Raw genomic sequence first — 26,039 nt, forward strand, 5'->3', positions numbered from 1 at the left:
CTACTTGCCTGCGGGCGCCGAGCCGGTCTCTCCCGGCTCGGCGTCCGCGCGTGCGGCGTCGACCCGCCCTCCGGCGCGGAGCTCGGCCTCCAGGCGCTCGGCCTCCTCGCCGCTGATCGCCTCACCGCGGGCCACGAGACCGGCCTGATCCGACAGCGGGATCTGCTTGAGGAACAGCGACAGGATGAGCGCGAGCGCGATGAAGGGCACGAGGTACCAGAACACCGGCGCGAGCGCGTCCGCGTACGCCGTGACGATGCCGTCGCGCACCTCGTCCGGCAGACTGTTCAGCGTGGCGGGGTCGATCGTGGATGCGGCCTGGGACGCGGCCTCGGGGGATGCCCCGGCGCCGGCGAACACGCCGAGGAGGTTCTCCGTCAGCCGCGTGGTGAAGATCGTGCCGAACACCGCGGTCCCCAGCGAGGCGCCGACCTCGCGGAAGTAGTTGTTCGTGCTCGTGGCGGTGCCGATCTCGCCTGCCGGGACGGCGTTCTGCACGACGAGCACGACGACCTGCATGATGAGGCCGAGCCCGGCGCCGAAGACGAACAGGAACGCGCAGATCAGCCAGATCGGCGTCTCCGCCGACAGGGTGGTCATGGCGACCATCGCGATGCCGGTGATGATGGTGCCGAGGATCGGGTAGATCTTGTACTTCCCGGTCTTCGAGATCGCGATGCCGGAGAAGATCGAGGTCCCCATGAGGCCCACCATCATCGGGATCATCAGCAGCCCCGACGCGGCGGCGGACGTTCCGGACGACATCTGCAGGAATGTCGGGACGAAGCCGATCGCCGCGAACATGCCGATGCCGAGGACGAGGCCGATCGCGGTGGCGTTCACGAAGATCGGGTTGCGGAAGAGGCTGAGCGGGATGATCGGGTCCTGCACGCGCGACTCGGTGATGACGAACGCCGTCGCCGACACCACGAGGCCGGCGCCCCAGGCCCAGGTCGCCAGGGAATCCCAGCCGAACGCGGCGTCGCCGCCGAAGTCGGTGAAGAAGATGAGGCACGTCGTGGCAGCGGACAGGAAGAGCACGCCGAGGATGTCGATCGGCTTCTCCGCCTTCTTGCTGGGGAGCTTCAGCGCTACGAGGGCGATGAGGAACGCCGCGATGCCGACCGGGATGTTGATGTAGAACGCCCACTGCCAGGTCATGTGGTCGACGAAGAAGCCGCCGAGGAGCGGTCCGGCGACCGCGGAGAGGCCGAACACCGCACCGAGCGGGCCCATGTACTTGCCGCGCTCGTTGGCGGGCACGATGTCGGCGATGATCGCCTGCGAGAGGATCATGAGCCCGCCGCCGCCGAGACCCTGGAGGGCACGGAAGACGACGAACATCCAGAAGTCCGACGCGAAAGCGCAGCCGACCGAGGCGAGCGTGAACAGGGCGATGGCGACGAGGAACAGCGACCGCCTGCCCAGCACGTCGCCGAACTTGCCGTAGATCGGCATGACGATGGTGGTGGCGAGCAGGTAGGCCGTGGTGATCCAGACCTGATGGTCGACGCCGCCGAGCTGGCCGACGATGGTGGGCATCGCGGTCGACACGATCGTCTGGTCGAGGCTCGCGAGCAGCATGCCCGCGATCAGGGCGCTGAAGATGATCCAGATGCGGCGCTTCGTCAGGAGGAAGGGCGCATCCGCGGTGGCGGTGGCGGACATCAGTGGGCTTTCTGTGAAGGGGAGTAGAGGTCGCGCGCGAGGCGCAGCCGGCGGGTGATGAGGTCGGCGAACGGTTCGGTGGAGTGGTGGTGCAGCAGCTGCTCCATGCACAGGCGCACGAGCGCGCCGACGGAGTGGACGAGCACCTCCGCGCGCAGCTCCGCGTCCGGCTCCGCGCCGATGCGGCGGGCCACGAGGGCGATGTCGCGGCGCTCGTGCTTCTCCTGCTGCTCGAAGGCGGCCCGCAGCAGCCGCGGCTCCTGCTCGATGACGGCGAACAGCTCCGCGGCGTGCTCGATGGGATCGAAGAGGGCGAAGCGCTCGATGGTGAGCTGCACGAAGTCGTCCAGGAGATCGCCCTCGCGGTCGAGGAAGGCCGCTTCGAGCTCCTCCTGGCGGGAGTCGATGACGGCGAAGCCGAAGACGGCGTTCTCCTTGCTCTCGAAGTAGTTGAAGAACGTGCGCCGCGAGACCCCGGCGTCGGCGCACAGCTCCTCGACGGTGAAGCCCGCGAAGCCCCGCTCGGTGGTCAAGCGGCGCGCGGCTTCGGTGAGCGCGCGCGTGGTCCGACGCTTGCGCTGCTCCCGGGTGGATTCTGCACTGGTCTCCATAAAGTGCAACTTTGCACTCTGAACCTTGGAGTGCACTGAGAGGTGCCGCCGAGCGGCGGGCCGAAATTCGTTCGGAGAAGTTTGTGACATTCTGTGCTCCCCGACCGTCTTAGTGGTGTCGTGAGAACACGGCCCGCGCGGGAACCGCGTGGTCACACGGATGAAGGAGCTCGAGATGGCGAACGTGACTGGGGGCACCCAGCCCAAGGCTCAGGTCGTTCCGGCGTCGCAGGGGGCGGCGGGGAAGACCACGATCGAGGATGCGGTGGTCGCGAAGATCGCCGGCATCGCGGCACGAGAGGTGGACGGGGTCTACGCGCTCGGCGGCGGCGCCGCACGCATGATGGGCGCCATCCGCGACGCCCTCAACACGACCGACCTCGCGCAGGGGATCAGCGTCGAGGTGGGCGAGACGCAGGTGGCCGTCGACGTGACGATCGTCGCGGAGTACCCCGTGTCCCTGCAGAAGGTGGCCGACCAGGTGCGGGCCGCGATCCACCGGGCCATGGTGGAGCTGGTGGGCATGGAGGTCGCCGAGGTGAACGTGACCGTCAACGACGTGCACATCCCCTCCGAGGACGACGACGAGGCTCCGGAGGCGCGAGTCCAGTGAACGCCTCGGTGATCGGCGGAGCTGCGGCGACGGTGCTCGCGCTGACCTGGATCGTCTGGGGGTTCTGGGCGTTCCTGCTCGTCACCCTCGCGATGCTCGTCGGTGCGGTCGTCGGCCGCATCGTCGACGGTCGCCTGGACGTGCGGGCGCTCGCCGACGTGGTGCGCGGGCGGCGATCGTCCTCATGAGCGTCGCAGTGACGGACGGGCCGACGACCGTGGCGGGGGCCACGGTCGTCGAGGCCCGGGCGCTGCATCGGCTCGCGCTGGGGATCGTCCGCGATGTCGCCGGAGTCGGCGCGGGAGACGCGAGCGTCGACCTCGCCGACAGCCGCGGCGACCTGCGGGTCTCCGTGGCGGTCCCGGTCGTCCTGGGGAGCCGCGGGGGCGGTCCCGTGGCGGTCCGCGCCGACGCCGTGCGCGACGCGGTCGTCCGCGGCATGCGCGAGCTGGCGGCCCGCCGCGTGGGAGCGGTGGACGTGCGTTTCACCGGAGTCCGGCGTGAGGACGAGAGGAGAGTGGCATGACGGCGAACACGACGACGTCGCGGCGACTGCTTCGTCGAGAGGCGAGGGCGACGCGCCGGGGCCCGGCGATCGCGCTCGCGGTCGTCCTCGCGGTGCTCCTCCTCGCTCTGCTGGGCGCGATGGTCGCCGGGACTCTCGACGCGGGTTTCCGCGCGCAGATCACCGGATGGCTCACGCCCGTCACGGCTTCCGCCGCGGCGCCTGCGGTGATGATCGCCGCCGGGGCCGTGCTCGTGGTCGTGGCGCTGCTCCTCCTCGGACTCGCCGTGCTTCCCGGTCGGCGGGCCCGTCGCACGCGGCTCGCCGCACGGGCCGCGCTCGTGATCGACGACGGGGTGCTCGCCGACGCCATCGCCGACGGCACCGCGCGCCGGGTCGGCGTGCCACGCGGCCAGGTGCGCGTGACCGTGGGACGACGCACGGTGCTGATCCGGGTCACGCCCACGAGCGGGGTCCCGGTGGATGCGGACGCCGCGGGAGACGCGGCCCTGCGCGTGCTGGACGAGACCGGATTCCGGCTCTCGCCGCGGGTGCGGGTGGCGCGGGAAGGAGTGATCGCGTGACGTCGGCAGGGACCGTCGCGAACCGGATCGTCCTCCTCGGAGGAGCCGCGATGCTTCTGGGCGGGGGCGTCGTCCTCCTCGCTGCGGGACTGCGGGGCGCGGGGGCGCTTCCGGCCCCCGCCGAGGATGTGCTCGCCGAGGCCGACGGTGTCGTGGCGTGGTCGGGGGCCTGGGGCCTCGACATCCCCGGTGCGGGCTTCGTGCCGCTGTGGGCGCTCGCGGGGCTCGCCGCCGCGGTGCTGCTCGTCGTCCTCCTCCTCGCGTTCTTGCTCACCCGCAGGCCGAGGCGGGAGCGCACCCTTCTCCGGCTCGCCGGTGAGGGCGGCACGACCACCGTCGACCGGAGTGTGGCGGAGCAGCTGCTCGCAGCCCCCCTCGCCGATCGAGCGGACGTGCTGGCCGCCCGGGTGACGAGCCGGAAGGCCGGCCGCGAGATCGCTCTCGGCCTCGTGGTCACTCCACGCCCCGGCGCGGCCCTGGGGCAGGTGCTCGCCGCCGCCGATGCGGTCGTGCAGGAGTGGGACGCCGTCACCGGGACGCGGATGCCGGTCGTCGTGCACATCGCCGACCGCGGCTGGCGGGAACTCTTCCGCTCCCGGCAGCGGATGCGCCGTTCGCTGGTGGCCGGACAGAGCACGGCGGCGCGTGAGCCGCACAGCACACAGACATCGACCCCGACCGTCGGGGTCGTGTGAGGAAAGGAGGCGCCATGAGCGCGGAGGACAAGATCAAGGCCGCAGCCGAGAAGGTCGCAGGCAAGGCCAAGGAGGTCGTCGGCGAGGTCACGAACAACGACAAGCTCGTCGCCGAGGGCAAGGCCGAGCAGGCCAAGGGCGATGTCAGGAACGCGGCCGAGGATGTCAAGGACACGTTCACCAAGTGACGGAAGGGGAGGAGGCGCCCGGAGGGGCGTCTCCTCCGCCCGCGCGCAGAGGGTCGATCCGATCCGATGCGGCGCGGGCTCCGAACGTCCGGGGAACCGTGAACGAGGGGTGGGGGAATGGCAGCCGATCACTGGGGTGAGGCGCTGGAGCAGGTCGGAGACCGTATCGTCGCCGGCCGCGCGATGGACGGCGACGTCGCCGCGTTCGCGGTGCTCGTGCGCAGGTACACGCCGATGATGAGGGCCTACACGCAGCGGATGCTCAACGCGTCGGCGGAGGTCGACGACATCGTGCAGGACGCGTTCGTGACGGCATGGCAGCGGTTCGGTGAGCTGGAGGACCCCGCGAAGGTCAAGAGCTGGCTCATGCGGATCGTGAGCCGCAAGGCGGTGGATCGGCTGCGCCGGACGCGTCCCGCGCTCGACGTGGACGAGATCGACCGACCCGCGCCGCCGCAGGCATCGCCCCATGCGGTCGTCGAGGCGAGAGCGGGCGTCGAGGCCCTCGGCGCGGCCCTGCGCGAACTCCCGGAGGCCCAGCGCGAATGCTGGGTGCTGCGGGAGCTGGCCGGCTACAGCTACGACGAGATCGCCGAGGAGCTCGGCATCCCCGTCAGCACGGTGCGCGGACTGCTGTCCCGCGCGCGACGGTTCCTGATCACACGGATGGAGGCGTGGCGATGACCGATCACCACGAGGACGACCAGCTGCGCCGCCTCGGCCTGGAGCCCGCCGACCTCGACGGGCGCACGATCGAGGAGCTCAGCGACTACCTGGACTCCGGCCGCACCCCGCGGAATCCCGCCATCGAGGAGTCGCCGGGGTGCCAGCTCGCGCTCGATGCCCTGGAGAGGCTGCGCGGGCTGGGCAGCGCCCTGATGGATGAGGATGCCTCCTCCGCGCCTGCCGCGGACGAGAGCTGGGTGGAGAGGATCCTCAGCGGCATCGCGATGGACGCCCAGGCGGGGCGCCGCATCCCCTTCGCCTCCGATGATCCGGACGTGGAGCTGGCGATCACCGAAGGCGCCGTGCGCGGACTGGTCCGTGCCGCGGAGGAGGCCGTCCCCGGCGTGCTGGTCGGCCGGTGCCGGCTGGAGGGCGATGTCACAGAGCCCGGAGCGCCGGTGCGGGTGGCGATCGACGCGAGCGTGCGCCTCGGCGACCCTCTCCGTCGCGTCGCCGACCGGCTGCGCGCGGAGGTGGAGGCCCGCCTGCGTCGTCATACCGAGCTGCAGGTCGTGGCCATCGATGTCGCGATCACCGACGTCAGGGAGGGGGCATGATGACCGGCACCGAGCTGTCGAAGGAGGAGCGCGCGGGTCTCGCGCTCCGGATCGAGGCGGCGCTGCGCGCCTGCTCCGGGGTGCGCGGCGTATACCGATCGGGCTCCCTCGTCTCCAACCTCCTGCGTGCGGGTGCGTCGGCGTGGGGGAACGAGCGCGGAGTCGAACCGATCGTGTCCGTCGCCGCCGGAGCGGACGGCGTGGCGGTGGAGGCGGCGATCGGCGTCGACGGGCGGGTGCGCAGCGTCGCGACGCTGCGGCATGCCCGTGACGCCGTGGACGCGGTGCTGCGGGCCGAAGGCCTGCGCCGCGGGAGCCTCACGCTCACCGTCGCCTACGTGCAGAGCGCCGTGGAGCCGGAGCCGGGGGAGCGCCGCCGTCCGTGACGGCGGCGCTCCACGGGTCACACCAGGGCGCGGAGGCCCTCGACGAGCGGGGTCGTCGGGCGCCGATGAGGCGGCGGAGGGTGCCGTCGGTGTCCGCCAGGGCGCCGTCGCGGATGCCGGCGTCCAGGGCGACGACGAACCCGGCGGTGCCCTCGTCGAGGCCGGCGGCGCGGAGCGCGGCGAGCTGCTCGTCGGCGGAGAGCGGGACGAACACGACCTCGCGGCCCGTCACCTCGGTCATCGCGGCGGCGAGGTCGGCGTAGGTCCATGCGACGTCCCCGCCGAGCTCGTAGACCGCACCGAGGTGTCCGTCCTCGGTGGCGACGACGGCGGCGGCCTCGGCGTAGTCCTTCCGGCTGGCGGAGGCGACGCGGCCCTCTCCGGTGCCGGCGCTGAGGGTGCCGGTCTCCGCTGCACGAGCCAGGTCGGCGGCGTAGTTCTCGGTGTACCAGTTGTTGCGGAGGATCACCGCGGGAAGACCTGCAGCCGCGATGAGCTCCTCGGTGGCCTTGTGCTCGGGAGCCAGGACGAGGGAGCTCGTGGTGGCCTTCGGAGCGCTCGTGTAGACGAACTTCGACACCCCGGCATCCTTCGCGGCCTCGATGACCGCCTGATGCTGCGCGACGCGCTGGCCCACCTCCGAGCCGGAGACGAGCACGACGGTGTCCACGCCGTCGAGCGCCGCCGCGACCGACGCCGGGTCGGTGTAGTCGAGACGGACGACGGGCACGCCGAGGTCGTCCCCCTTGGCGAGGTCGCGCGAACCGGCGCGGATCGTCTGCGGGTCGACGCCGCGCGCGAGCAGGGCGGCGACGATGAGGCGGCCGAGGTGACCGGTCGAACCGGTGACGAGGATGGTCATGGGAGTCCTTTCGTTGCTGACTCCCCGGACAACCCCGGCAGCCGTGCTCCGCATTCCTTTCGGCGGGTACCCACTTTTCGGTAAGGTACCCACATGACGGTGAGTTTTGCGCAGATCCGCGACTCCCAGCCCGCTCTCTTCGATCAGGGATGCGGGACACGCGTCATCCTCGACCACATCATGAGCAAGTGGGGCGTGCTCGTACTCTCCTGTCTCTCCGACGGCACGCGGCGCTGGGGCGAGCTGCGTCGGGAGGTGGACGGCATCAGCGAGAAGATGCTCGCGTCGACCTTGCGGACCCTCACCGACGACGGCCTGGTGCATCGGGAGTCGCTGCCGACGGTGCCGCCGCATGTCGAGTACAGCCTCACGCCTCTCGGGCGTGACCTGATGGAGCGGATGCTTCCGCTGATGGAGTGGGTCGCGGCGCACGCCGACGGAATGCTCGGTCGCGACTGACCCACGGAATCCTTCGCGTATCTGAACGCGACGCATGGATTCCGTTGCAGAAACAAAAGGATTGACGGGATACCGCAGCGAGCCGTACTGTTCAGGACATGGCAACGACGCCCATCCACCTCGAACGCCCCGACGGCAAGGGCCTGGCCGCAGGCACCCTCGGCCTGTGGGGCTCCACCGTCATCGGGCTCGCCTCCACGGCCCCCGTCTACTCGCTCGTCGCGACGCTCGGCTTCGTCGTGCTCGCCGTCGGCGCGCAGGCGCCGATCGCCTTCATCATCGCCTTCGTGCCGATGCTGCTGATCGCCTTCGCCTATCGCGAGCTCAACAACGCCGTCCCCGACTGCGGTACCACGTTCACCTGGGGCAGCAAGGCCTTCGGGCCGTGGGTGGGCTGGATGGGCGGCTGGGGCGTCGCGGTCGCCGGCATGGTCGTGCTCGCGAACCTCGCGCAGATCGCCTCCGTGTACTTCTGGTCGCTGATCGGGCAGGACCTCGAGAACAACGACTGGCGCGTCGTCGTCGTGGCGGTTCTCTTCATCGCGGCGATGACCTGGGTGAGCTGGCGCGGGGTCGAGATCGGCGAGCGCATCCAGAACGTGCTCCTCGCGATCCAGTACCTCGCGCTGGCGATCTTCATCGTGGCCGCCCTCTGGCAGTTCTTCACGGGCGACGCCCCCGACGCCACCCCGTTCTCGTGGGAGTGGCTGAACCCCTTCGGCTTCACCGACTGGTCGGGCTTCACCGAGGCGATCCTCCTCGCGCTCTTCATCTACTGGGGATGGGACACCTGCCTCGCCCTCAACGAGGAGACGAAGGACCCGAAGCGCATCCCCGGCCGCGCCGCGGTGCTCACCTGCGTCATCCTCCTGGCGACGTACGTCGCGGTGACGATCGCCGCGATGATGTACGCCGGACTCGGCGAGGACGGCACGGGACTCGGCAACGAGGCCAACGCCGACGACTTCTTCCTGGCCATCAAGGACGGGCTGCTCGGACCGTTCGGCTGGGTGCTGGTGGTCGCGGTCATCATCTCGGCGATCTCGTCCACCCAGACGACCATCCTCCCGACCGCCCGCGGCACGCTCGCGATGGGCGTGTACAGGGCGCTCCCGGCGAAGTTCAAGGACGTGCACCCCGTCTACAAGACGCCGTCGTTCTCGACCATCGTCATGGGCGTGGTGGCTTCCCTCTACTACGTCGGCATGACCCTCATCAGCGACAACATCCTGCAGGACTCGATCCTCTCGCTGGGCCTCGCGATCGCGTTCTACTACGCCATCACCGGTTTCGCCTGCGTCTGGTACTTCCGTGCCGACCTGCGCCGCTCGACCCGCGACCTGTTCTTCAAGGGCATCTTCCCGCTGCTCGGAGCGCTGCTGCTGACCGGCGCGTTCGTGCAGTCGGCGATCGACATGTGGGATGTCGACTACGGCTACACCGTGCTCTTCGGCATCGGCGGCACGTTCGTGATCGGCATCGGGTCGCTGGCGATCGGCCTCGTCCTGATGTTCCTCTGGTACCTCTTCCCGCGGTCGAAGCGGTTCTTCCGGGGCGAGAGCCTGAACCGGGAGACCGAGGTGATGGTGCCGGAGGAGCCGGGCGCGATGATCCGCTCGGTCGACGGCGGCATCTGAGGCGCAGGGTGCGCGCGCGGCTGTCCTAGGCTGGCCTCGTGCGCATCCGGCTCGACATCGCCTACGACGGCACCCATTTCCGCGGGTGGGCCACGCAGCCCACGCTCCGCACGGTCCAGGGGACGCTGGAGGCGGCGCTCGCCCGGATCGTCGGCTCCGACGTGCGGTTCGTCGTCGCCGGACGGACGGACGCCGGCGTGCATGCGAGCGGACAGGTCGCGCACGTGGATCTCGACGAGGCGCAGTGGGCCCGGATCCAGGCACGACACGGCCGCGCCGCCGAGGATCCCGCGGGCAGCATCGCGGCGCGCATGCGCGGGGTGCTCGGCGCCTACCCCGACGTGTCGGTCGTGCGCTCCTCCCTCGCCCCCGAGGGCTTCGACGCGCGCTTCTCCGCGGTCTGGCGACGCTATCGGTACCGGCTCGCCGACGACCTCGCCGGCTATGACCCGCTACGGCGTCTCGACACCACGACGATCCGCGGTCGGCTGGACGCCGAGGCCATGGACGCCGCCGCCCGGACCCTCATCGGTCTGCACGACTTCGCCGCCTACTGCAAGCCGCGCGAGGAGGCCACGACCATCCGCACGCTGCTCGACTACCGGTGGCAGCGGGACGCGGACGGGGTGCTCGTCGCGGAGGTGAAGGCCGACGCGTTCTGCCACAGCATGGTGCGGGCCCTCGTCGGCGCCTGCGCGGCGGTGGGGGAGGGGCGCCTCGACGTGGGCGACCTCGTCGTGCTCCGCGATGCCCTCACGCGGACCAGCGAGTTCAAGGTGCTCGCCGCCCGCGGGCTCACGCTCACCGAGGTCGGATACCCCGCCGACGACCTCCTCGCCGCGCGGGCAACCCAGACCCGCGCCCGCCGGGACCACGAGACCGACTGATCGTCCGGATCCGGAGCCGGGGCACAGATGGGGCGGGTAGCGTGGTGACGATCATGAAGGTCATCTCCTACAACCTGCGCAAGCACCGGGCCGCCGGCGAGCTCGCGGCGCTCGTCGATGAGCATGATCCCGACATCCTCTGCCTGCAGGAGTGCGACGTCCCGGAGCTGCCGGACCGGATCGGCGGTCTCGTGCTGGCGGATGCGACGCAGGGCAACCGTCTCGGTCTCGCGCTCTTCTATCGCGAGAGCACCTACCGCCTGCAGGGCATCCGCACCCTCGGCCTGAAGAAGTCGCTGCACGATCGCATCGCGAAGCCGGCGCACGAGCGCGTGCTCGGCGCGCGCCTGCGCGACATCGACGACGGCGGCGAGTTCATCGTCGCGTCCTTCCACGCCGCGCCCCTGACGGCGTTGAACTCGCTGCGGCGGCATCAGATCCGTGCGGCGCTCGCCGAGCTCGCGACGCTGGGCGAGGGGCTGCCGCAGCTCATGGTGGGGGATTACAACTACCCCGTGTTCAAGGAGAACCTCGGGCAGGCCGTGCGCGACCAGGGCTACGCGCTCTCCCTCAGCGACGACCACACCTACACGCGCTACCGCGTCTTCCGCGGGCACTACGACTTCGCGACGTCGTCCGGCTTCGAGATCGAGCGCATCACCACGCTGCCGCAGCGCTCCAGCGACCACCGCCCGATCCTCGTGACGGTCCGCCCGGACTGAGTCCGGGCGCCGGCGGGTTTGGGAATGCCGTTCCGGTGGCGTATGCTGACTCTTTGGTGCCCTTCCCTGCCTGCGGGGAAGATGCACATCCGAACGTGAGCCCTCCACTGGCGTGTTCCTCCCCGTCGGGAAGAACCACCCCGGAGTGGGATTCACGAACACCTCCGTTCGACAAGAAAGCAGCACTATCGTGACGCGCACTTACACCCCCAAGGCTGGCGAAGTCCAGCGCGACTGGGTCGTCATCGACGCCACCGACGTCGTTCTCGGCCGTCTGGCTTCGCACGCGGCGACGCTCCTGCGTGGCAAGCACAAGCCGACCTTCGCCAACCACATCGACTCGGGTGACTTCGTCATCATCGTGAACGCCGAGAAGGTCGCGCTCACGGGTCAGAAGCTCCAGAAGAAGATGGCGTACCGCCACTCCGGCTACCCGGGCGGCCTCAAGGCCGTCAGCTACGCCGAGCTCCTCGAGAAGAACCCGGTCCGCGCTGTGGAGAAGGCCATCCGCGGCATGCTCCCGAAGAACAGCCTGGGCCGCCAGCAGCTGTCGAAGCTCAAGGTGTACGTCGGTGCCGAGCACCCGCACGCCGCGCAGCAGCCCCAGCCGTACACCCTCGACCAGGTCGCCCAGTAAGCGCCGTACAGACTAAGGACATACTCGTGGCTGACATCCAGGACTCCACCGAAAACCTCCAGAACTTCTCGACGTCGACCCCGGAGACCGACGCGGTCGAGGCGGCTCCCCGCCCCGTGCTGAGCGTCCCCGGCGCCGCTGTCGGCCGTCGCAAGCAGGCCATCGCCCGCGTGCGTCTGGTTCCCGGCTCGGGCACCATCACGGTCAACGGCCGTACGCTCGAGGACTACTTCCCGAACAAGCTGCACCAGCAGCTCATCAACGACCCGTTCACCGCGCTGAACCTCGCCGGTGCCTACGACGTGATCGCCCGCATCTCGGGTGGTGGCGACTCCGGCCAGGCCGGCGCCCTGCGTCTCGGCATCGCGCGTGCCCTCAACGGCATCGACGCGGAGAACAACCGTCCGACCCTGAAGAAGGCCGGCTTCCTCTCGCGCGACGCCCGCGTCAAGGAGCGCAAGAAGGCCGGACTCAAGAAGGCCCGTAAGGCGCCTCAGTACTCGAAGCGTTAAGGTCCACTGCTCCGATGCCGATCTTTGGCACGGACGGCGTGCGAGGACTCGCCAATGGCATCCTCACCGCCGACCTGGCGCTCACCCTGGCCCAGGCGACTGCTGTCGTCCTGGGCCAGGGCCGTACGGCGGAGGCTCGCAAGGCCGAAGGCAAGCGACTCACCGCCGTCGTCGCCCGTGACCCGCGGGTCTCCGGGCACTTCCTGACCGCTGCGGTCGCCGCGGGCCTCGCCTCCTCGGGGGTCGACGTCCTCGAGGCCGGGGTCATCCCCACGCCCGCTCTGGCGTTCCTCGTCGCGGATCGCGATGCGGACTTCGGCGTGATGATCTCCGCGTCGCACAACGCGGCGCCCGACAACGGGATCAAGATCTTCGCCCGTGGCGGACGCAAGCTCCCCGACGTGGTCGAGCAGCGCATCGAAGAGGCCATGCACGGCGAGATGCTGCGCCCGACCGGCGCCGGCGTCGGTCGCATCGACCGCTTCTCCGATGCGGAGGACCGCTACGTCGTCCACCTGCTCGGCTCGCTGCCGCACCGTCTCGAGGGCGTCCACGTCGTGCTCGACTGCGCCCACGGTGCCGCTTCCGGAGTCTCTCCTGAGACGTTCCGCGACGCCGGCGCCGAGGTCACCGTGATCGGTGCCGACCCCGACGGCTGGAACATCAACGACGGCGTCGGCTCCACGCACCTCGACAACCTCGCCGAAGCCGTCGTCCGGCTCGGCGCCGACGTGGGCATCGCGCACGACGGCGACGCTGATCGCTGTCTCGCGGTCGACGCGCAGGGCAACGTCGTGGACGGCGATCAGATCATGGCGATCCTGGCTCTGTCGATGAAGGAGCGCGGACGCCTCACCGACGACACGCTCGTCGCGACGGTCATGAGCAACCTCGGTCTGCACGTCGCGATGCGCGAGCACGGCATCACGGTGCGCCAGACCGCCGTCGGGGACCGTTACGTGCTCGAGGACATGAACGAGGGCGGGTACGCGCTCGGCGGCGAGCAGTCCGGCCACGTCATCATGAGCGAGTATGCGACCACCGGCGACGGCCTGCTCACGGGACTTCACCTGGTGGCCGAGATGGCGCGACAGGGCAAGTCCCTCGCGGAGCTCGCATCGGTCATGACGGTCTACCCGCAGCTGCTGATCAACGTCCGCGACGTCGACAAGGATCGTGTCGCCGAGGACGAGGTCGTGCAGCAGGCGGTGCGTGATGTCGAGGCCGAGCTCGGCGACACCGGGCGCGTGCTGCTGCGCAAGTCCGGTACTGAGCCGCTCGTGCGGGTGATGGTCGAGGCCGCCGACTCCGAGTCGGCCCGGGCCTACGCAGAGCGTCTCGCGGCCGTCGTGCAGGAGCGCCTCGCGCTCTAGGACTGTCGTCTCCGAACCGGTCGGTCGCCTCGGCGGCCGGCCGGTTCGTCGTCTCCGGAGGGCTCGGGTTCAGCGGGCCGCGCAGAGGCGGCTCGTCGCGCCCGAGACCAGCGTCGCGGTGCCGCAGTCGTCGAGGGCGAGACGCGGCGCCTCGGTCATCGACGGTGCATCCTGCAGACCGAGATGCGCACCGGTGAGCACCACCAGGGGCACCGCCCAGCCCCAGCGTTCCGCCGCCACCCATTCGACGTCGTTCTCCTCGACCCAGGCCCGCAGCGGCTCGACATCGGCCCGCTGCTCGGCGAGCGTCAGTCCGCGGGATGAGACGGTGTCCGCGACGTGCAGCGCCGCCCCCGTCGCGACGATCGCTCCGATCAGGGCCGCCGCCACGGTCCCGCCGACCCGCCACGCGCCTCGCTCCGGCAGCCGGGCGACCGCCCACACAGCGACGGCGGCGAGGACCGGGAAGAAGGCGAGGATCCCGGGCGCGGGATGACGGACCCAGAGCGGCAGCCGCGACGCGGTCGCCCACCACGCCACGAAGGCGAGGGCGCCGACGACGGCGGCGAGAGCGTAGGCGATGACCACGCGTTCCTCCTCCGTCGCGGTCCGCCAGCGACGGGCGACCCCGAGTGCCACGAGCGCGAGGGTGAGGACGGCGCCCAGGAGGGCGACGACCGGCGGCAGCGACCAGGACTCGGCCAGGGTGCCGAGCTTGTCCAGCACGGTCGTGGCGGCATCGGTCTGGCCGCCGCTGCGCACGAACCGGACGAACGCGCGCAGATGATCCACGAACCCTGCCGGGCCGAGAGCCAGGAGTGCCCCCAGTTCGAAGAGCGCCGCGGGCACCGCCGAGAAGAGCAGCGGGAGCCAGGAGGTCCGCAGCGTGCCACGGATCCGCGCCCAGCCGTGGCCTTCCGCGAGGACCCACAGCGCGACAGCGAAAGCGGGGAGCGCGAGCGCGGCGATGAGCTTGGCCTGCACCGCGAGTCCGACGAGAAGCCCCGCGAGCCAGGCACGCCGCGGAAGCACGGCGAGAGCCCAGACCAGCAGCGCCGCCGCAGGGATCTCACCCAACAGGTCGGCCGGCCCCTGGAGGGGAGAGACCCCGGCGCTCGCCGTGAACGCCAGCGGGACGCCGACGGCGAGAAGCGCCGCCCAGCGTCCGCCGATACGCCGCCCGAGAACGGCGAGTCCAGCGAGGAGCAGCACCCAGAACGCGAGCGGGACGAGCCGGCCGGCGAGCACGGGGTCCATGCCGGTCGCCAGGAGCGCCGCCACGGGGAGGAGGACGACCGGGCCTGTGGAGATGCGGGGGTCGAACGGCGTGATGGTCGAGCCGGACAGGGCGCCGTCACTGGCGTACCCGAGCCCGGCGAGGAGGTTGCGGGGCACGGTCAGGTTGAAGGCCTCGTCCTCCCAGAAACGGGCCACCGTGAGGCTGTGCCAGGCGAGGACGACGTGGCCGACCACGAGGGCGGCGGCCGCCGCGCAGAAGAGGGCCGTGCGCAGCCGCGTCATCGCCGTACGGGCTCCGGACGACGGACGGCGCGGAGCGGAGCGGACGGACGCAGCGAGAGCCGCCATGCCTCGGTGAGCGCGGAGCGCACGAAGACGCGCAGGCGCTTCGGCGGCAGCGGGAGTCCGCCGCCGCGGCCCCACATGGTGCCGGTACTGGATGCGCCGCGGCGCGGGATGCTGGCCACCCGGACGTACCGCACGCGGAAGCCGCCGCGGGCCTCGGCGAGCGAGAAGTGCACGTGCGGCACCGTCGCGTCCGCGGGCACCGCCTCGACCAGGACACGCAGCGCCTCAGGTCGGTAGGCGCGCAGCGGCGTGTTGACGTCCGGGATGCGGCGACCCGCTGCGACCGCGATGAGGAGGCCGACCGCGCCGGTGAGCGTCTTGCGGTACCAGGGATCGGTGCGTCCGTCTCGCACGCCGTGCACGACGTCGGCCTGCTCGCCGGTGAGCGCGCGCAGCAGCCGCGGGAAGTCGGCCCCGTGGAACTGGCCGTCGCCGTCGACGTGCACGAGCGCGTCCGGGTCAGCGGCGAGACCGGCGCGATAGGCCGCGAGAGCGGTCGGACCGTGGCCGCGGTTGGCCGGCTGCACCACGACGGTGGCATCGTCGACGTCGTCGAACTGGACGGCCGTGGCGTCCGTCGAGCGGTCGTCGGCGATGTGGAACGAGACCTCGTCGGCCAGCGGAGCGACCGCGGACCGGATCTCGTCGATGAAGCCTCGGATGCCCTCCACCTCGTTGTAGGCGGGCATGACGACGGCGAGGTGGCGGAGAGTCACGGAGTCCTTGCGGTGGCGGGGTGCGGAGGTGTCAGCCAGTAGCCTAGTTGAGCCATGAATCCTCCCTCCCGACTGCGTCGCCTCGCCGGCGTGGGCAGCCGCTTCCTCGTGGTCGGGGCGCTGAGCACTCTGATCGAGGTCGGTGTCTTCAACCTTCTCGTCTATGCGTGGGGGTGGGACGTCGTCGCCGCGAAGATCGTCGCTTCGCTCGTCGCCCTCATCAACGCCTACATCGGCAACCGGGAGTGGACCTTCCGCCACCGCGATCGTCGAGGACGGGTCGCGGAAGTCGGTCTGTTCCTCGCGACCAACGCCGTGTGCACCGCGCTCGGCGCGGCGCTCGTGTGGGTCGGTGTCGAAGCGGTCGGCGGCATCCTCGGCCGTACGCCGGGCGCCGTGGCCGTCAACGCCGTGAATCTCGTCAGCATCGTCATCGTCGTGCTGCTGCGCTTCGTGCTCTACCACTCGATCGTCTTCCGGGTCGCGTCGCCGAAGGCCTGAGCGGCCGACGGGGTCGGCGTCAGGCACGGGCGGTCGTGCGCTTCTTCGGGGCGTTCTTCTTGCCCCAGCGGCGTCCGAGCTTCGCGGTGGCCTTCGTGGAGGGGGTGCCGTCGAGCTCGTGGGTCGAGCCGTAGGTGTACGCCCCGTAGCCGTAGCTGTCCGGTCCCTTGGTCGGGAGCATGGTCACCACGACGCCCAGCATCTGCACGCCGGCGTTCTCGAGGGCGCGGACCGCGCCGGAGAGCTCCTGCTTCTTGGTCTTCCCCGACGCGGCGGCGAGGATGACACCGCGCGTCTTGGTACCGAGGACCGCCGCGTCGGTCACCACGAGCAGCGGCGGGGCGTCGATCAGGACGTAGTCGAAGTACTCGCCCAGCGCCTGGAGCACGTCATCCATCGCCGACGAACCGAGCAGCTCGCTGGGGTTCGGCGGAACCTGTCCGCTGGGGAGGACGTAGAGGTCGTTGCGACCCCACTTCTGGAGGGCGTCTGCCACATCCAGCCGGCCGATCAGCACATCGGTGAGACCGGCGCCACCCTCGAGGCCCATGTAGTCGGCGACACGGGGGAGGCGGAGGTCGCCGTCGAGGAGGGCGACGCGCGCGCCGGTCTCCGCGAGGGCGATCGCCAGGTTCGCGGTCGTGGTCGACTTGCCCTCGCCGGGGCCCGCGCTGGACACGACGAAGATGCGCGGTCCGCTGTCGAGGTTCAGGAACTGCAGGTTCGTCCGCAGGCTCCGGAAGGACTCCGCGCGGGGACTCCGCGGATCGGCGTGCACGATCAACGGACGCTTCGGTGCCTCCGGGTCGAAGGCGATGCCGCCGAGCACCGGTCGGTCGGTGAGCGCCTCGATGTCATGCAGGGTGTGGATGCGGTTGTCCAGCACCGTGCGCAGCATGGCGATGCCGACACCCATGGCGAGGCCGATGACGCCGCCGAGCAGGATGAGCATGCGCGTGTTGGGGCTCACCGGGGAGGTGGGGACCGCGGCCGGCTCGGTCACGGTGATCTGCACGGGGCTGACCGCACCCTCGGCGGCCGGCTGCTCCAGGGTGTTCTGCACCGCGTTCTGGAAGCTGGCGGCCACGGCGTCGGCGATCTCCGCGGCTCTGGCTGCGTCGTCGTCGGTCACGCTGACATCGATGAGGACGGTGTTCAACGGTGTCGTGGCGGTGACGTTGCGGCCGAGGCTCGAGACGGTCTCGTCGAGATCCAGTTCCTCGATGACCGGGTCGAGCACGAGGGCCGTGCCCACGACGTCGACGTAGCTGGTCACCATCTGCCGCGCGAACGTCGTGCCCTGCACGAGGTCGCCGGTGGCGGCGCCCTCGGTCCGCACCGACACGTACAGCTGCGTCGAGGCGACGTAGGTGGGCTGCTGCAGCGCCGCGTATCCGGCACCGCCCACGACGCCGAGGACGAGCAGGATCAGGATCATGATCCAGTTGCGGTGCAGGATGCGCACATAGTCGCGAAGTTCCACGCGGCAGTTCTTTCTGTTGCTGGGCAGCTCCCGCTCATCGGTGAGCCGCAGAGTCAAATCCCGATATTCTCACAAAAAGCAGGCGTCACGCCTCGCGTCGGCGTCATCGCGGAGTTCCGGCCGCCGTGGCGGCCTGCACGGCGGCGTCTCGCCGGGCGAACGGAGCCTTCGTGAGGACGGTCCCGAGCACCGGTGCGCCGACTGCTTCGATGCTCTTGGCGGCGGCCGACAGGCGCCCGGACGGAGTGCTCCCCGACGCGGCGACGAGGATCGCTCCCGTGGTCATCCGGGCGATGACAGCGGCGTCCGTCACGAGGAGCAGGGGCGGTGCGTCGATGATGACCACGTCGAACGCGGCGGAGGCCGCCTGCACGAGCTCCTCCATCGCCGATGAGCCGAGCAGCTCGGCCGGGTTCGGAGGTACGGTGCCGGCGGGGAGCACGAACAACGCGCTGCGGCCCCACCGCTGGATGACGTCGTTGAGTCGGACGCGCCCGACCAGGACGTCGCTGAGGCCGACCCCGCCCTCGATCCCGAAGTACTCGGCCACGCGGGGGAGCCGCAGGTCTGCATCGATGAGGGCCACGCGATGCCCCGCATCGGCGAAGGCGAGGGCGAGGTTGGCCGCCGTGGTCGACTTGCCCTCTCCCGGGCCGGAGCTCGTGATGACGAAGACGCCGCGGTTCTCGCGGAACAGGAAGTGCACGTTCGTGCGGAGGGCACGGTAGGCCTCGGCGCGTGCGCTCTGCGGCGCGGAGCTGATCGCGAGCGGCCGCTCCTCCGTATCGGTGTCGAACGGGATGCGGCCGAGGAGGGGAGCGGGCACGGCGGCCTCCACGTCGGCTTGCGTGCGCACACGCTGATCGAGCACCGACCGGAGGAGGGCCGCTGCCAGGCCGAGGCCGAGGCCCACGACCGCGCCGATCGCCAACGACAGCGGCATGTTCGGCGCGACGGGCATGGTGGGTACCTGGGCCGCCTGCAGGGTGACGACGCGGATCGAGAACGGGGTCTCCTGGCCGCGGTTCTCGAGCGTGTCGGCCACGACGGCGGTGAAGCTCTCCGCGATGCCGTTCGCGATCCTGGCGGCCTGACCGGGATTCGTGTCACCGACCTGGATGGTCAGGATCGAGCTGTTCAGCTCCGAGGAGACCGTCGTACCCGCGGCGATCTCCGACGGCGACGCGGAGAGGCCGAGGTCGTCGATGACGCGGTCGAGCACGAGCGAGGTCGTGACGACGTCGCGGTAGGTCTGCACGATCTGGGTGGCGTAGCCGGTGGCCTGCGCACGCTCGGTCGGGGAGGCCGTCTCGGAGAGCTGCACGGTGACCATCACCTGTGTCGACGCCTCGTAGCGCTGCGGGGTGAGCATCGCCACCACCGCGCCCACCGAGACCCCGATGAGCAGGCCGGAGAGGATGACGACGATCTGCCGTCGGACGATCCGGAGATAGTCCTGGAGCTGCATCGGTCTCCCCGCATGGTCAGGCCGGATCGGCGGTATGTTCTCTTGAGACTACCGATTCCCTGAAGGCGGCATGACGGCTCTCGACACTCTCTTCCCCGACGGCCCGCGCACGGACCATGAGAAGTCCGCCGTGCGCGAGGTGGCCTCCGCCGCACGGTTGCGCGATCTCGTCGGGGATCCGCGCTCGCGCTCGCCCCGCGCCGCCGGCATGTCGGACACCCGGGAACTCGCGCGCCGCGCGGGAGGCCGCCGCCCGTAGCGCGGTGCCCTTCGCCGCCGTCGCGCCCGCGGTCGCCTCGGAGGCCCCGCGCCGTCGTCGGAAGCTCGATCCGCTGTCCCTGTCCGCTGCCGCGCTGGCCGTCGTCGCGGTCGTCACCGCGGTCACCGTCGGTGGGATCCAGGCCGCCACGGCGAGCCCCGCGGCCAGTGCGCTCGAGTCGCTCCAGGCCGATGAGGCGACCATTCAGAACGCGCAGCAGGCTCTGACGACGACCAGGGACGGCATCGTCGCCGACATCGCGACGCAGACAGCGGAAGCGACGGCGCTGCGCGCGGCTCTGCTCGACACCGCCACCGTCCCCGATCCGCTCTCGTCGGAGGGCGACGTGCTCGATGTGACCGACCCCGCGCCGCGGCAGGCGGCGGTCGCGGCGCTCGACACCTACCTCGCGGGTCTCGCCGCCATCGACATCCCCGCGGCGCCCGCCGAGTATCGGCGCGGAGACGTCGACGAGGATTCCCTGGTCGAGGTCGGCGGTGCCATCGACGCGGCGCAGGAGCGCCTGGAGGCCCTCGACCGCGAGACGGCGGACATGCGAACGGTCCGAGGGGCGCTCGACGCGCTCCGGCCGGCTGCCGCACCGGCTCTCGCCGCCTTCGCCGACTCGTTCGTCCCCTCCGCCGAATCGGCGACGGAGGAGCGGCCGGGGGCCGGGGAGCCGTTCCGCGTCGCCGTGACCCAGACGGCCGACGCCGCGGCCGCCGCCGACCCGTGGTCCGCGGACGCGCAGACGGCGTATGCGGCGTACCGCGATGCCTTCGGCGCGCTCGTCGAGGACCAGCTGCGGGCCGAGCGCGAGGAGGCCGATCGCCGCGCAGCGGAGCAGCAGCAGAGCTTCCCGCAGAACCCGGGGACCGGCGGCACCACTCCGCCCGACCCGGTCGAGTCTCCCGCCCCCACGGAACCGGACACGCAGGACGGCGACGGCACCCCCTAACGCACGGACCTTCTCGTTTGCTGTGAGAGCATGGCACACAGGTGGAGAAAAATGCGGGGGAGCAGACTGTCGTGAGCGGCGTACAGAGGATCGGCGATGAGGCCGACGAGAACCGGCTGCCGGCGCAGGCATCGGTCAAGCAGCGGCGCCGTCGCCTGCTCGCCGCGCTGGTCGATGGTGCGTGCTGGAGCGTCGGGGTGGTTCTCGCCGTGGCGCTCCGGTTCGAGTTCCAGATGGACGCCCAGGGGTGGATCACGACCGTGGTCCTCGCGGTCGTCGCCGGCGCCATCCAGATCGTCCTCGGCTTGGCGACGGCGCTGTATCGCGGCCGGTTCACGTACGGATCCTTCGACGAGGTCCGCACGCTGGCGTTCCTGGTCGTCGCCGAAGCGCTGGCGCTGTCACTCGTCGTCATCCCGCTCGGCACGGTGATCGGCGTCCCCCGCGCCACACTGATCCTCGCGTTCCCCTTCGTGCTGCTGCTCATGTTCGGTGTGCGGTACGTGGCGCGGCTCGTCATCGAGCGTTCGCGCAAGCCCGGGGTGGACGCGGAGCCTGCGCTCATCATCGGCGCCGGGTTCGTCGCCGACAAGCTCCTCGCGAACATGACCACCGACCCGCTGTCGCCGATCCGGCCCGTCGGGCTCCTCGAGGACGATCCGGACAAGCGGAACCTGCGCCTGCGCGGGGTCGCCGTGATCGGCACCACGCGGGACATCGCTGCCGCGCGTGCCCGCACCGGGGCCACTCTCGCCGTGATCGCCATCGCCCGTGCCGACAGCTCCCTGCTGCGCACGCTCACCGATCGCGCCGAGGCGGCGGGGCTCCGTGTGGCGGTGACCCCCAGCATCGAGATGATGACCTCGGGGACCCGGGCGCTCACCGACGTCCGTGACATCAGCATCGAGGACCTCATCGGCCGTCACCCCGTGGACACCAACGTCGAGCTCATCGCCGGCTACATCACCGGTCGTCGTGTGCTCGTGACCGGCGCCGGAGGATCGATCGGCGCGGAGCTGTGCCGCCAGCTGGCCAAGTTCGGTCCGCGCGAGCTGGTCATGCTCGACCGCGACGAGACGGGGCTGCAGTTCGCGCAGCTCGGCACCGCCGGTCACGGGCTGCTCGACACGCCGGACGTCGTGCTGGCCGACATCCGCGAGACGGCGACGCTCGACCGGATCTTCGACGAGCGCCGTCCCGAGGTGGTCTTCCACGCCGCCGCGCTCAAGCACCTGCCGATGCTCGAGCAATACCCCGACGAAGCCTGGAAGACGAACGTCATCGGCACTCTCAACGTCATCAACGCCGCCCGCCGCGCCGGCGTGACGACCTTCGTCAACATCTCGACGGACAAGGCAGCCAACCCCACCAGCGTGCTCGGGCACTCCAAGCGCGTGGCCGAGAAGCTCACCGCCTGGGCGGGAGAAGAGACAGGCATGCGCTACCTCTCGGTGCGTTTCGGCAACGTCATCGGCAGCCGCGGATCGATGCTCCCGACGTTCCAGCGACTGATCGCGGAGGGGCGGCCGCTCACGGTCACGCATCCGCAGGCGACGCGGTACTTCATGACCATCCCCGAGGCCTGCCAGCTCGTCGTGCAGGCGGGCGGCATCGGGCGTGCGGGGGAGGTGCTCATCCTCGACATGGGCGAGCCCGTGTCGATCCTCGAGGTCGCGAAGCGGATGATCGCCATGTCCGGCAAGGACATCGAGATCGTCTTCACCGGGCTGCGCAACGGCGAGAAGCTGCACGAGGAGCTCGTCGGCTCCCGGGAGAACCTCGAGCGTCCGTTCCACCCCAAGGTCTCCCACACGCGTGTCGACACGATCACGCCCGACCGTCTCGACAAGGAAGGCTGGATGCGCCGGATGTTCGCGACGCCCCGCGAGAACGACACGGTCACGATCGCCCCGGTGCGGATGGGGTCGGTGGCGCAGCGATGAGCACCCGCATCTTCATGTCCTCCCCGGATGTCGGGGTGGAGGAGGAGGAAGCCGTCGTCGCGGCGATGCGCTCCGGGTGGATCGCGCCCCTCGGGCCGGACGTGGACGCGTTCGAGCGCGAGCTGGCGGACCGGGTCGGCGTCGCGCACGGCGTCGCGTTGAGTTCCGGCACGGCAGGACTGCACCTGGGGCTGCTCACCCTCGGGGTGAAGCCGGGAGACGTGGTCCTGACGTCGTCGATGACGTTCGCGGCCACGGCCAACGCCATCACATACACCGGGGCGGAGCCCTACTTCATCGACGCTGATCCCCGGACCGGCAACATGGACCCCGTGCTGCTGCGGGAAGCACTGATCGAGCTCCGCGACGGCGGCGAGAGCGCGGCGGCCATCGTCCCCGTCGACCTCCTCGGCAAGGCTGTCGACTACACCGCGATCCTGGCGATCGCGGACGAGTTCGGTGTGCCGGTGCTGGCGGATGCCGCCGAGTCGCTCGGCGCCGTCCACGCCGGACGCCCTGCCGGGAGCTTCGGGCGGGCGTCGGTGGTGTCGTTCAACGGCAACAAGATCATGACCACGTCCGGCGGCGGCATGCTGCTGACGGACGACGAGGCCTTCGCCCAGCACGTGCGCTACCTCGCGACGCAGGCACGGCAGCCGGTGGTCCACTACGAGCACACCGACATCGGCTTCAACTACCGGATGAGCAATCTCCTGGCGGCGCTGGGTCGCGCGCAGCTCGTCCGTCTCGACGCGATGATCGCGCGACGCCGTGAGATGCGGGAACTCTACAAGCGGCTGTTCGCCGAGATCGATGGCGTCGAGGTGTTCGGCGCGGAAGGCGACGAGGACGACAACGTCTGGCTGACGTCGATCCTCGTCGACTCCGCCGTGACCGGATGGGAGCCGTCCGTGCTGGCCGCCGCGCTCGCGGAGGACGACATCGAGAGCCGTCCGTTGTGGAAGCCGATGCATGCACAGCCCGTCTTCGCGACCGCGCGCCGACGGCTCTCCGGCGCCTCGGATTCGCTGTTCGCGCGCGGGCTGACGCTGCCGAGCGGCTCCGCGCTCTCCGACGACCAGCGCGCGCGGGTGACCACCGCGATCCGCGGCTTCCTGGACCGATGAGCGGCGGTCTCCGGGCGTACGACATCGTGAAGCGCGGCCTCGACATCCTCGTCGCGGGGGTCGCGCTGGTCCTGCTGTCGCCCGTGATCCTCGCGACGGCGGTCCTGGTCGCCGCGCGGCTCGGGCGGCCGGTGCTGTTCGCGCAGCCGCGGCCCGGGCGGCACGGCCGCATCTTCACGCTGTACAAGTTCCGCTCCATGCGGTCGGTGGACGCGGCGCGAGGCTGGGTGAGCGACGCCGACCGGCTCACGCCCTTCGGGGTCCGCCTGCGTGCCACCAGCCTGGATGAGCTGCCCAGCCTGTGGAACGTGCTGTGCGGCGACATGAGCATCGTCGGGCCGCGCCCGCTCCTGGTCGAGTACCTCGACCGCTACACGCCGGAGCAGGCGCGACGGCATGAGGTGCGGCCGGGGATCACCGGGCTCGCGCAGGTGACGGGACGCAACGCCGTCACCTGGGAGCAGCGTTTCGCTCAGGACGTGCGGTACGTGGATCGGCGCAGCGTCGGGCTGGACCTGCGCATCGTGATCGCTACGATCGGTGCGGTAGTCACCCGTGAGGGGATCTCCGCGGAGGGGCATGTGACGATGGCGAGGTTCGGTGAGGAGAATGACTGAGCGCATCGTCGTCGTCGGTGCCGGCGGGTTCGGCAGGGAGACACTCGATGTCATCGAGGCGATCAATGCCGAAGGACGGACTCTCCATGTCGTCGGCGTCATCGATGCCGGACCGCGCGAGATCGACCTCGATCGACTCGCGGAACGCGACGTCGCCTACCTCGGCACCGAGGAGGAGTGGCTGCCGCACGCATCCGGCGACGAGCGCTTCGTCGTCGCGATCGGTGCGCCGCGCGTGCGCGAGGCCGTCGCACGCCGTCTGACCGCGGCGGGCCTGCGCGCGGCCACCCTCATCCATCCGCGCGCCGTCGTCGGGTCGCGGAGCCGGATCGGTGTCGGTGTGGTCATCACGTCGGGTGTGCAGGTGTCGACCAACGTGACGGTCGGCGATCATGTGCATCTCAACCCGGCCAGCGTCATCGGGCACGACGCGGTGCTCTCCGACTTCGCGTCGGTGAATCCCGGGGCGATCGTGTCCGGAAACGTCCGCGTCGAGACCGGAGTCCTGCTGGGTGCCGGATCGGTCGTCCTCCAGGGCCTCACCGTGGGTGCGGGTGCGACGGTGGGGGCGGCGGCGTGCGTGACGCGGGATGTCGAGGCCGGAACGACCGTGAAAGGGGTGCCTGCTCGATGACGGTTCGGGAATGCACGCGATGCATCATGAACTCGGACGTGGACCCGGACATCGTCCTCGTGGACGGCGTGTGCAACCACTGCCTCCGATACGACGCGCTGCTGGAGTCCCGTGTCGTCCCCGTCGAGCAGCGCCCGGCGAAGATGGCGCAGGTCGTCGATGCGATCTCGCGCGCAGGGAAGGGACGGGAGTACGACTGCATCATCGGCGTGAGCGGGGGAGTGGACAGCTCCTACGTGGCGCTTCAGGTGAAGCGACTGGGCCTCCGTCCGCTCGCCGTCCATGTCGACAACGGATGGAACTCGGCCCTCGCCGTCCTCAACATCGAACGGCTCCTGCGCACCCTCGACATCGACCTTCACACGGAAGTCCTGCGTCTCGACGAGTTCTACGACCTGCAACGGTCGTACCTGTTCGCATCGACGCCGGACGCCGACATCCCGAGTGACCATGCCATCCAGGCCACGCTCTGGAGGGTCGCGCGTGAGCACGGTGTGAGGTTCATCATCTCCGGGATGAACTTCGCCACGGAGTCGATCAGCGTACCCTCCTGGTCGTACGGTCATTCGGACTGGCGGTACCTCAAGGACGTGCACCGCCGATTCGGCCGGGTGCCGTTGCGCACCTATCCGCACTTCGGGTTCGTGACGCTCGCCTGGACGACCTTCGTACGGCGCGTGCGGATCGTCTCCATCCTCAACTACCTCGAATACGACAAGTCCGAGGCGATGGCAGAGCTCGTCGAGGAGCTCGGCTGGGTTCCGTACGAGGGGAAGCACTACGAATCCATCTTCACCCGCTGGGTGCAGGGCTTCTATCTCCCGAAGAAGTTCGGCATCGACAAGCGTCGCGGCCACTACTCCGATCTGATCAACTCGGGGCAGATCTCGCGCGAGGAGGCGCTGGCGGCCGTGGCGGAGAGCGATTACAGCGAGCGTCTCCGCGCCGAGGACGAACTCCTGCTGCTGAAAAAGCTCTCGCTGACGCCTGCGCAACTCGCCGACATCGTCGAGCGACCCGCGTCGAGCTACCGCGCCTACCGGAACTCCTACGGCTTCGTGCAGTTCCTTCGCGGCATGGTCAATCGGCTGAGAAAGCTGGGGCTCTACCCGCGATGACCGAGA

Annotated in this window: 31 protein-coding genes; 24 read left to right on the plus strand and 7 right to left on the minus strand. The window is 70.4% G+C overall.

Going from position 1 to position 26,039, the window contains the following annotated elements; genetic code table 11:
• Together AC2W7E_RS15170 and AC2W7E_RS15175 are read right to left on the minus strand one after the other, a co-directional pair.
• Positions 1–1,668, minus strand: coding sequence for an MDR family MFS transporter (locus tag AC2W7E_RS15170; protein ID WP_485989425.1), 1,668 nt, complete (start codon positions 1,666–1,668; stop codon positions 1–3).
• Entirely contained in the window at positions 1,668–2,279 is a 612-nt protein-coding gene (locus AC2W7E_RS15175; RefSeq protein WP_485989426.1) for a TetR family transcriptional regulator, read from the minus strand. The genes AC2W7E_RS15170 and AC2W7E_RS15175 overlap by 1 nt, the downstream gene beginning before the upstream one ends.
• A gap of 175 nt (positions 2,280–2,454) precedes the next feature.
• Here AC2W7E_RS15175 and AC2W7E_RS15180 point away from each other — a divergent pair, with 175 nt between their 5' ends.
• The 9 genes from AC2W7E_RS15180 (at position 2,455) to AC2W7E_RS15220 (ending at position 6,533) form a co-directional block, all read left to right on the plus strand.
• Positions 2,455–2,892 (plus strand): Asp23/Gls24 family envelope stress response protein, encoded by a 438-nt coding sequence (locus AC2W7E_RS15180; RefSeq protein ID WP_025104399.1) that lies wholly within the window; start codon positions 2,455–2,457, stop codon positions 2,890–2,892.
• Entirely contained in the window at positions 2,889–3,080 is a 192-nt protein-coding gene (locus AC2W7E_RS15185; RefSeq protein WP_025104398.1) for a DUF2273 domain-containing protein, read from the plus strand. The genes AC2W7E_RS15180 and AC2W7E_RS15185 overlap by 4 nt, the downstream gene beginning before the upstream one ends.
• Positions 3,077–3,418 (plus strand): hypothetical protein, encoded by a 342-nt coding sequence (locus AC2W7E_RS15190; RefSeq protein WP_029989602.1) that lies wholly within the window; start codon positions 3,077–3,079, stop codon positions 3,416–3,418. The genes AC2W7E_RS15185 and AC2W7E_RS15190 overlap by 4 nt, the downstream gene beginning before the upstream one ends.
• The gene (locus AC2W7E_RS15195; protein ID WP_485989427.1) at positions 3,415–3,981 is read left to right on the plus strand and encodes a hypothetical protein; all 567 of its coding nucleotides are present in this window, start codon (positions 3,415–3,417) and stop codon (positions 3,979–3,981) included. The genes AC2W7E_RS15190 and AC2W7E_RS15195 overlap by 4 nt, the downstream gene beginning before the upstream one ends.
• On the plus strand, positions 3,978–4,676 hold the full coding sequence (locus AC2W7E_RS15200; RefSeq protein WP_025104395.1) for a hypothetical protein: 699 nt from the start codon (positions 3,978–3,980) through the stop codon (positions 4,674–4,676). Before AC2W7E_RS15195 ends, AC2W7E_RS15200 begins: the two co-directional genes overlap by 4 nt.
• A 14-nt stretch (positions 4,677–4,690) precedes the next feature.
• Positions 4,691–4,864, plus strand: coding sequence for a CsbD family protein (locus AC2W7E_RS15205; protein WP_025104394.1), 174 nt, complete (start codon positions 4,691–4,693; stop codon positions 4,862–4,864).
• Between the two features lie 117 nt (positions 4,865–4,981).
• Positions 4,982–5,548 carry an RNA polymerase sigma factor gene (locus AC2W7E_RS15210; RefSeq protein ID WP_485989428.1) on the plus strand — a complete coding sequence of 189 codons (567 nt, stop codon included), beginning with the start codon at positions 4,982–4,984 and terminating at the stop codon, positions 5,546–5,548.
• Positions 5,545–6,147, plus strand: a complete 603-nt coding sequence (locus tag AC2W7E_RS15215; protein WP_485989429.1) for an Asp23/Gls24 family envelope stress response protein — start codon at positions 5,545–5,547, stop codon at positions 6,145–6,147. Before AC2W7E_RS15210 ends, AC2W7E_RS15215 begins: the two co-directional genes overlap by 4 nt.
• A complete protein-coding gene (locus AC2W7E_RS15220) occupies positions 6,144–6,533 on the plus strand; it encodes a hypothetical protein (RefSeq protein ID WP_238695680.1) in 390 nt (129 codons plus the stop codon). Before AC2W7E_RS15215 ends, AC2W7E_RS15220 begins: the two co-directional genes overlap by 4 nt.
• Here AC2W7E_RS15220 and AC2W7E_RS15225 read toward each other — a convergent pair.
• Positions 6,472–7,395 carry an SDR family oxidoreductase gene (locus tag AC2W7E_RS15225; RefSeq protein ID WP_485989430.1) on the minus strand — a complete coding sequence of 308 codons (924 nt, stop codon included), beginning with the start codon at positions 7,393–7,395 and terminating at the stop codon, positions 6,472–6,474. The genes AC2W7E_RS15220 and AC2W7E_RS15225 overlap by 62 nt on opposite strands.
• A 93-nt stretch (positions 7,396–7,488) precedes the next feature.
• Here AC2W7E_RS15225 and AC2W7E_RS15230 point away from each other — a divergent pair, with 93 nt between their 5' ends.
• The 7 genes from AC2W7E_RS15230 (at position 7,489) to glmM (ending at position 13,622) form a co-directional block, all read left to right on the plus strand.
• Entirely contained in the window at positions 7,489–7,854 is a 366-nt protein-coding gene (locus tag AC2W7E_RS15230; protein ID WP_025104389.1) for a winged helix-turn-helix transcriptional regulator, read from the plus strand.
• 98 nt (positions 7,855–7,952) lie between these two features.
• On the plus strand, positions 7,953–9,491 hold the full coding sequence (locus AC2W7E_RS15235) for an APC family permease (protein WP_485989431.1): 1,539 nt from the start codon (positions 7,953–7,955) through the stop codon (positions 9,489–9,491).
• 38 nt (positions 9,492–9,529) lie between these two features.
• Positions 9,530–10,378: a tRNA pseudouridine(38-40) synthase TruA gene (truA, locus tag AC2W7E_RS15240; RefSeq protein WP_315107577.1), complete on the plus strand. Its 849-nt coding sequence runs from the start codon at positions 9,530–9,532 to the stop codon at positions 10,376–10,378.
• A gap of 53 nt (positions 10,379–10,431) precedes the next feature.
• Complete coding sequence (locus AC2W7E_RS15245) at positions 10,432–11,100, plus strand: endonuclease/exonuclease/phosphatase family protein (protein ID WP_025104386.1); 669 nt, start codon at positions 10,432–10,434, stop codon at positions 11,098–11,100.
• Between the two features lie 190 nt (positions 11,101–11,290).
• On the plus strand, positions 11,291–11,737 hold the full coding sequence (rplM, locus tag AC2W7E_RS15250; RefSeq protein WP_071327520.1) for a 50S ribosomal protein L13: 447 nt from the start codon (positions 11,291–11,293) through the stop codon (positions 11,735–11,737).
• Positions 11,738–11,763: 26 nt separating this feature from the next.
• A complete protein-coding gene (gene rpsI / locus AC2W7E_RS15255) occupies positions 11,764–12,249 on the plus strand; it encodes a 30S ribosomal protein S9 (protein WP_025104384.1) in 486 nt (161 codons plus the stop codon).
• A 14-nt stretch (positions 12,250–12,263) separates the two neighbouring features.
• Positions 12,264–13,622 carry a phosphoglucosamine mutase gene (glmM, locus tag AC2W7E_RS15260; RefSeq protein WP_292787252.1) on the plus strand — a complete coding sequence of 453 codons (1,359 nt, stop codon included), beginning with the start codon at positions 12,264–12,266 and terminating at the stop codon, positions 13,620–13,622.
• 69 nt (positions 13,623–13,691) lie between these two features.
• Here the strand turns inward: glmM and AC2W7E_RS15265 are convergent, their stop codons facing one another.
• Entirely contained in the window at positions 13,692–15,143 is a 1,452-nt protein-coding gene (locus AC2W7E_RS15265) for a hypothetical protein (protein ID WP_485989432.1), read from the minus strand.
• Positions 15,140–15,925 (minus strand): glycosyltransferase family 2 protein, encoded by a 786-nt coding sequence (locus AC2W7E_RS15270; protein ID WP_485989433.1) that lies wholly within the window; start codon positions 15,923–15,925, stop codon positions 15,140–15,142. The genes AC2W7E_RS15265 and AC2W7E_RS15270 overlap by 4 nt, the downstream gene beginning before the upstream one ends.
• Positions 15,926–15,979: 54 nt before the next feature.
• On the opposite strand from AC2W7E_RS15270, the gene AC2W7E_RS15275 reads away from it, so the two are divergent.
• The gene (locus AC2W7E_RS15275) at positions 15,980–16,426 is read left to right on the plus strand and encodes a GtrA family protein (RefSeq protein ID WP_136052052.1); all 447 of its coding nucleotides are present in this window, start codon (positions 15,980–15,982) and stop codon (positions 16,424–16,426) included.
• Positions 16,427–16,445: 19 nt separating this feature from the next.
• On the opposite strand, the gene AC2W7E_RS15280 is transcribed toward AC2W7E_RS15275, so the two are convergent.
• Both AC2W7E_RS15280 and AC2W7E_RS15285 read right to left on the minus strand, forming a co-directional pair.
• Positions 16,446–17,909, minus strand: coding sequence for a tyrosine-protein kinase domain-containing protein (locus tag AC2W7E_RS15280; RefSeq protein WP_485989434.1), 1,464 nt, complete (start codon positions 17,907–17,909; stop codon positions 16,446–16,448).
• A gap of 103 nt (positions 17,910–18,012) precedes the next feature.
• A complete protein-coding gene (locus tag AC2W7E_RS15285) occupies positions 18,013–19,377 on the minus strand; it encodes a tyrosine-protein kinase domain-containing protein (RefSeq protein ID WP_485989435.1) in 1,365 nt (454 codons plus the stop codon).
• Between the two features lie 70 nt (positions 19,378–19,447).
• Here AC2W7E_RS15285 and AC2W7E_RS15290 point away from each other — a divergent pair, with 70 nt between their 5' ends.
• From AC2W7E_RS15290 to AC2W7E_RS15320, 7 genes are all read left to right on the plus strand, one after another.
• A complete protein-coding gene (locus AC2W7E_RS15290) occupies positions 19,448–19,636 on the plus strand; it encodes a hypothetical protein (protein ID WP_485989436.1) in 189 nt (62 codons plus the stop codon).
• A gap of 4 nt (positions 19,637–19,640) precedes the next feature.
• A complete protein-coding gene (locus tag AC2W7E_RS15295) occupies positions 19,641–20,594 on the plus strand; it encodes a hypothetical protein (RefSeq protein WP_485989437.1) in 954 nt (317 codons plus the stop codon).
• 71 nt (positions 20,595–20,665) lie between these two features.
• Positions 20,666–22,537, plus strand: coding sequence for a polysaccharide biosynthesis protein (locus AC2W7E_RS15300; RefSeq protein WP_485989438.1), 1,872 nt, complete (start codon positions 20,666–20,668; stop codon positions 22,535–22,537).
• Positions 22,534–23,664, plus strand: a complete 1,131-nt coding sequence (locus AC2W7E_RS15305) for a DegT/DnrJ/EryC1/StrS family aminotransferase (protein WP_485989439.1) — start codon at positions 22,534–22,536, stop codon at positions 23,662–23,664. Before AC2W7E_RS15300 ends, AC2W7E_RS15305 begins: the two co-directional genes overlap by 4 nt.
• Positions 23,661–24,281, plus strand: a complete 621-nt coding sequence (locus AC2W7E_RS15310) for a sugar transferase (RefSeq protein ID WP_485989440.1) — start codon at positions 23,661–23,663, stop codon at positions 24,279–24,281. The genes AC2W7E_RS15305 and AC2W7E_RS15310 overlap by 4 nt, the downstream gene beginning before the upstream one ends.
• Entirely contained in the window at positions 24,274–24,915 is a 642-nt protein-coding gene (locus AC2W7E_RS15315) for a NeuD/PglB/VioB family sugar acetyltransferase (protein ID WP_485989441.1), read from the plus strand. The genes AC2W7E_RS15310 and AC2W7E_RS15315 overlap by 8 nt, the downstream gene beginning before the upstream one ends.
• Positions 24,912–26,033: an N-acetyl sugar amidotransferase gene (locus AC2W7E_RS15320; protein ID WP_485989442.1), complete on the plus strand. Its 1,122-nt coding sequence runs from the start codon at positions 24,912–24,914 to the stop codon at positions 26,031–26,033. Before AC2W7E_RS15315 ends, AC2W7E_RS15320 begins: the two co-directional genes overlap by 4 nt.
• The last annotated feature ends 6 nt before the right edge of the window (positions 26,034–26,039 follow it).

Source organism: Microbacterium sp. CFSPD4_SD4 (assembly GCF_057364585.1).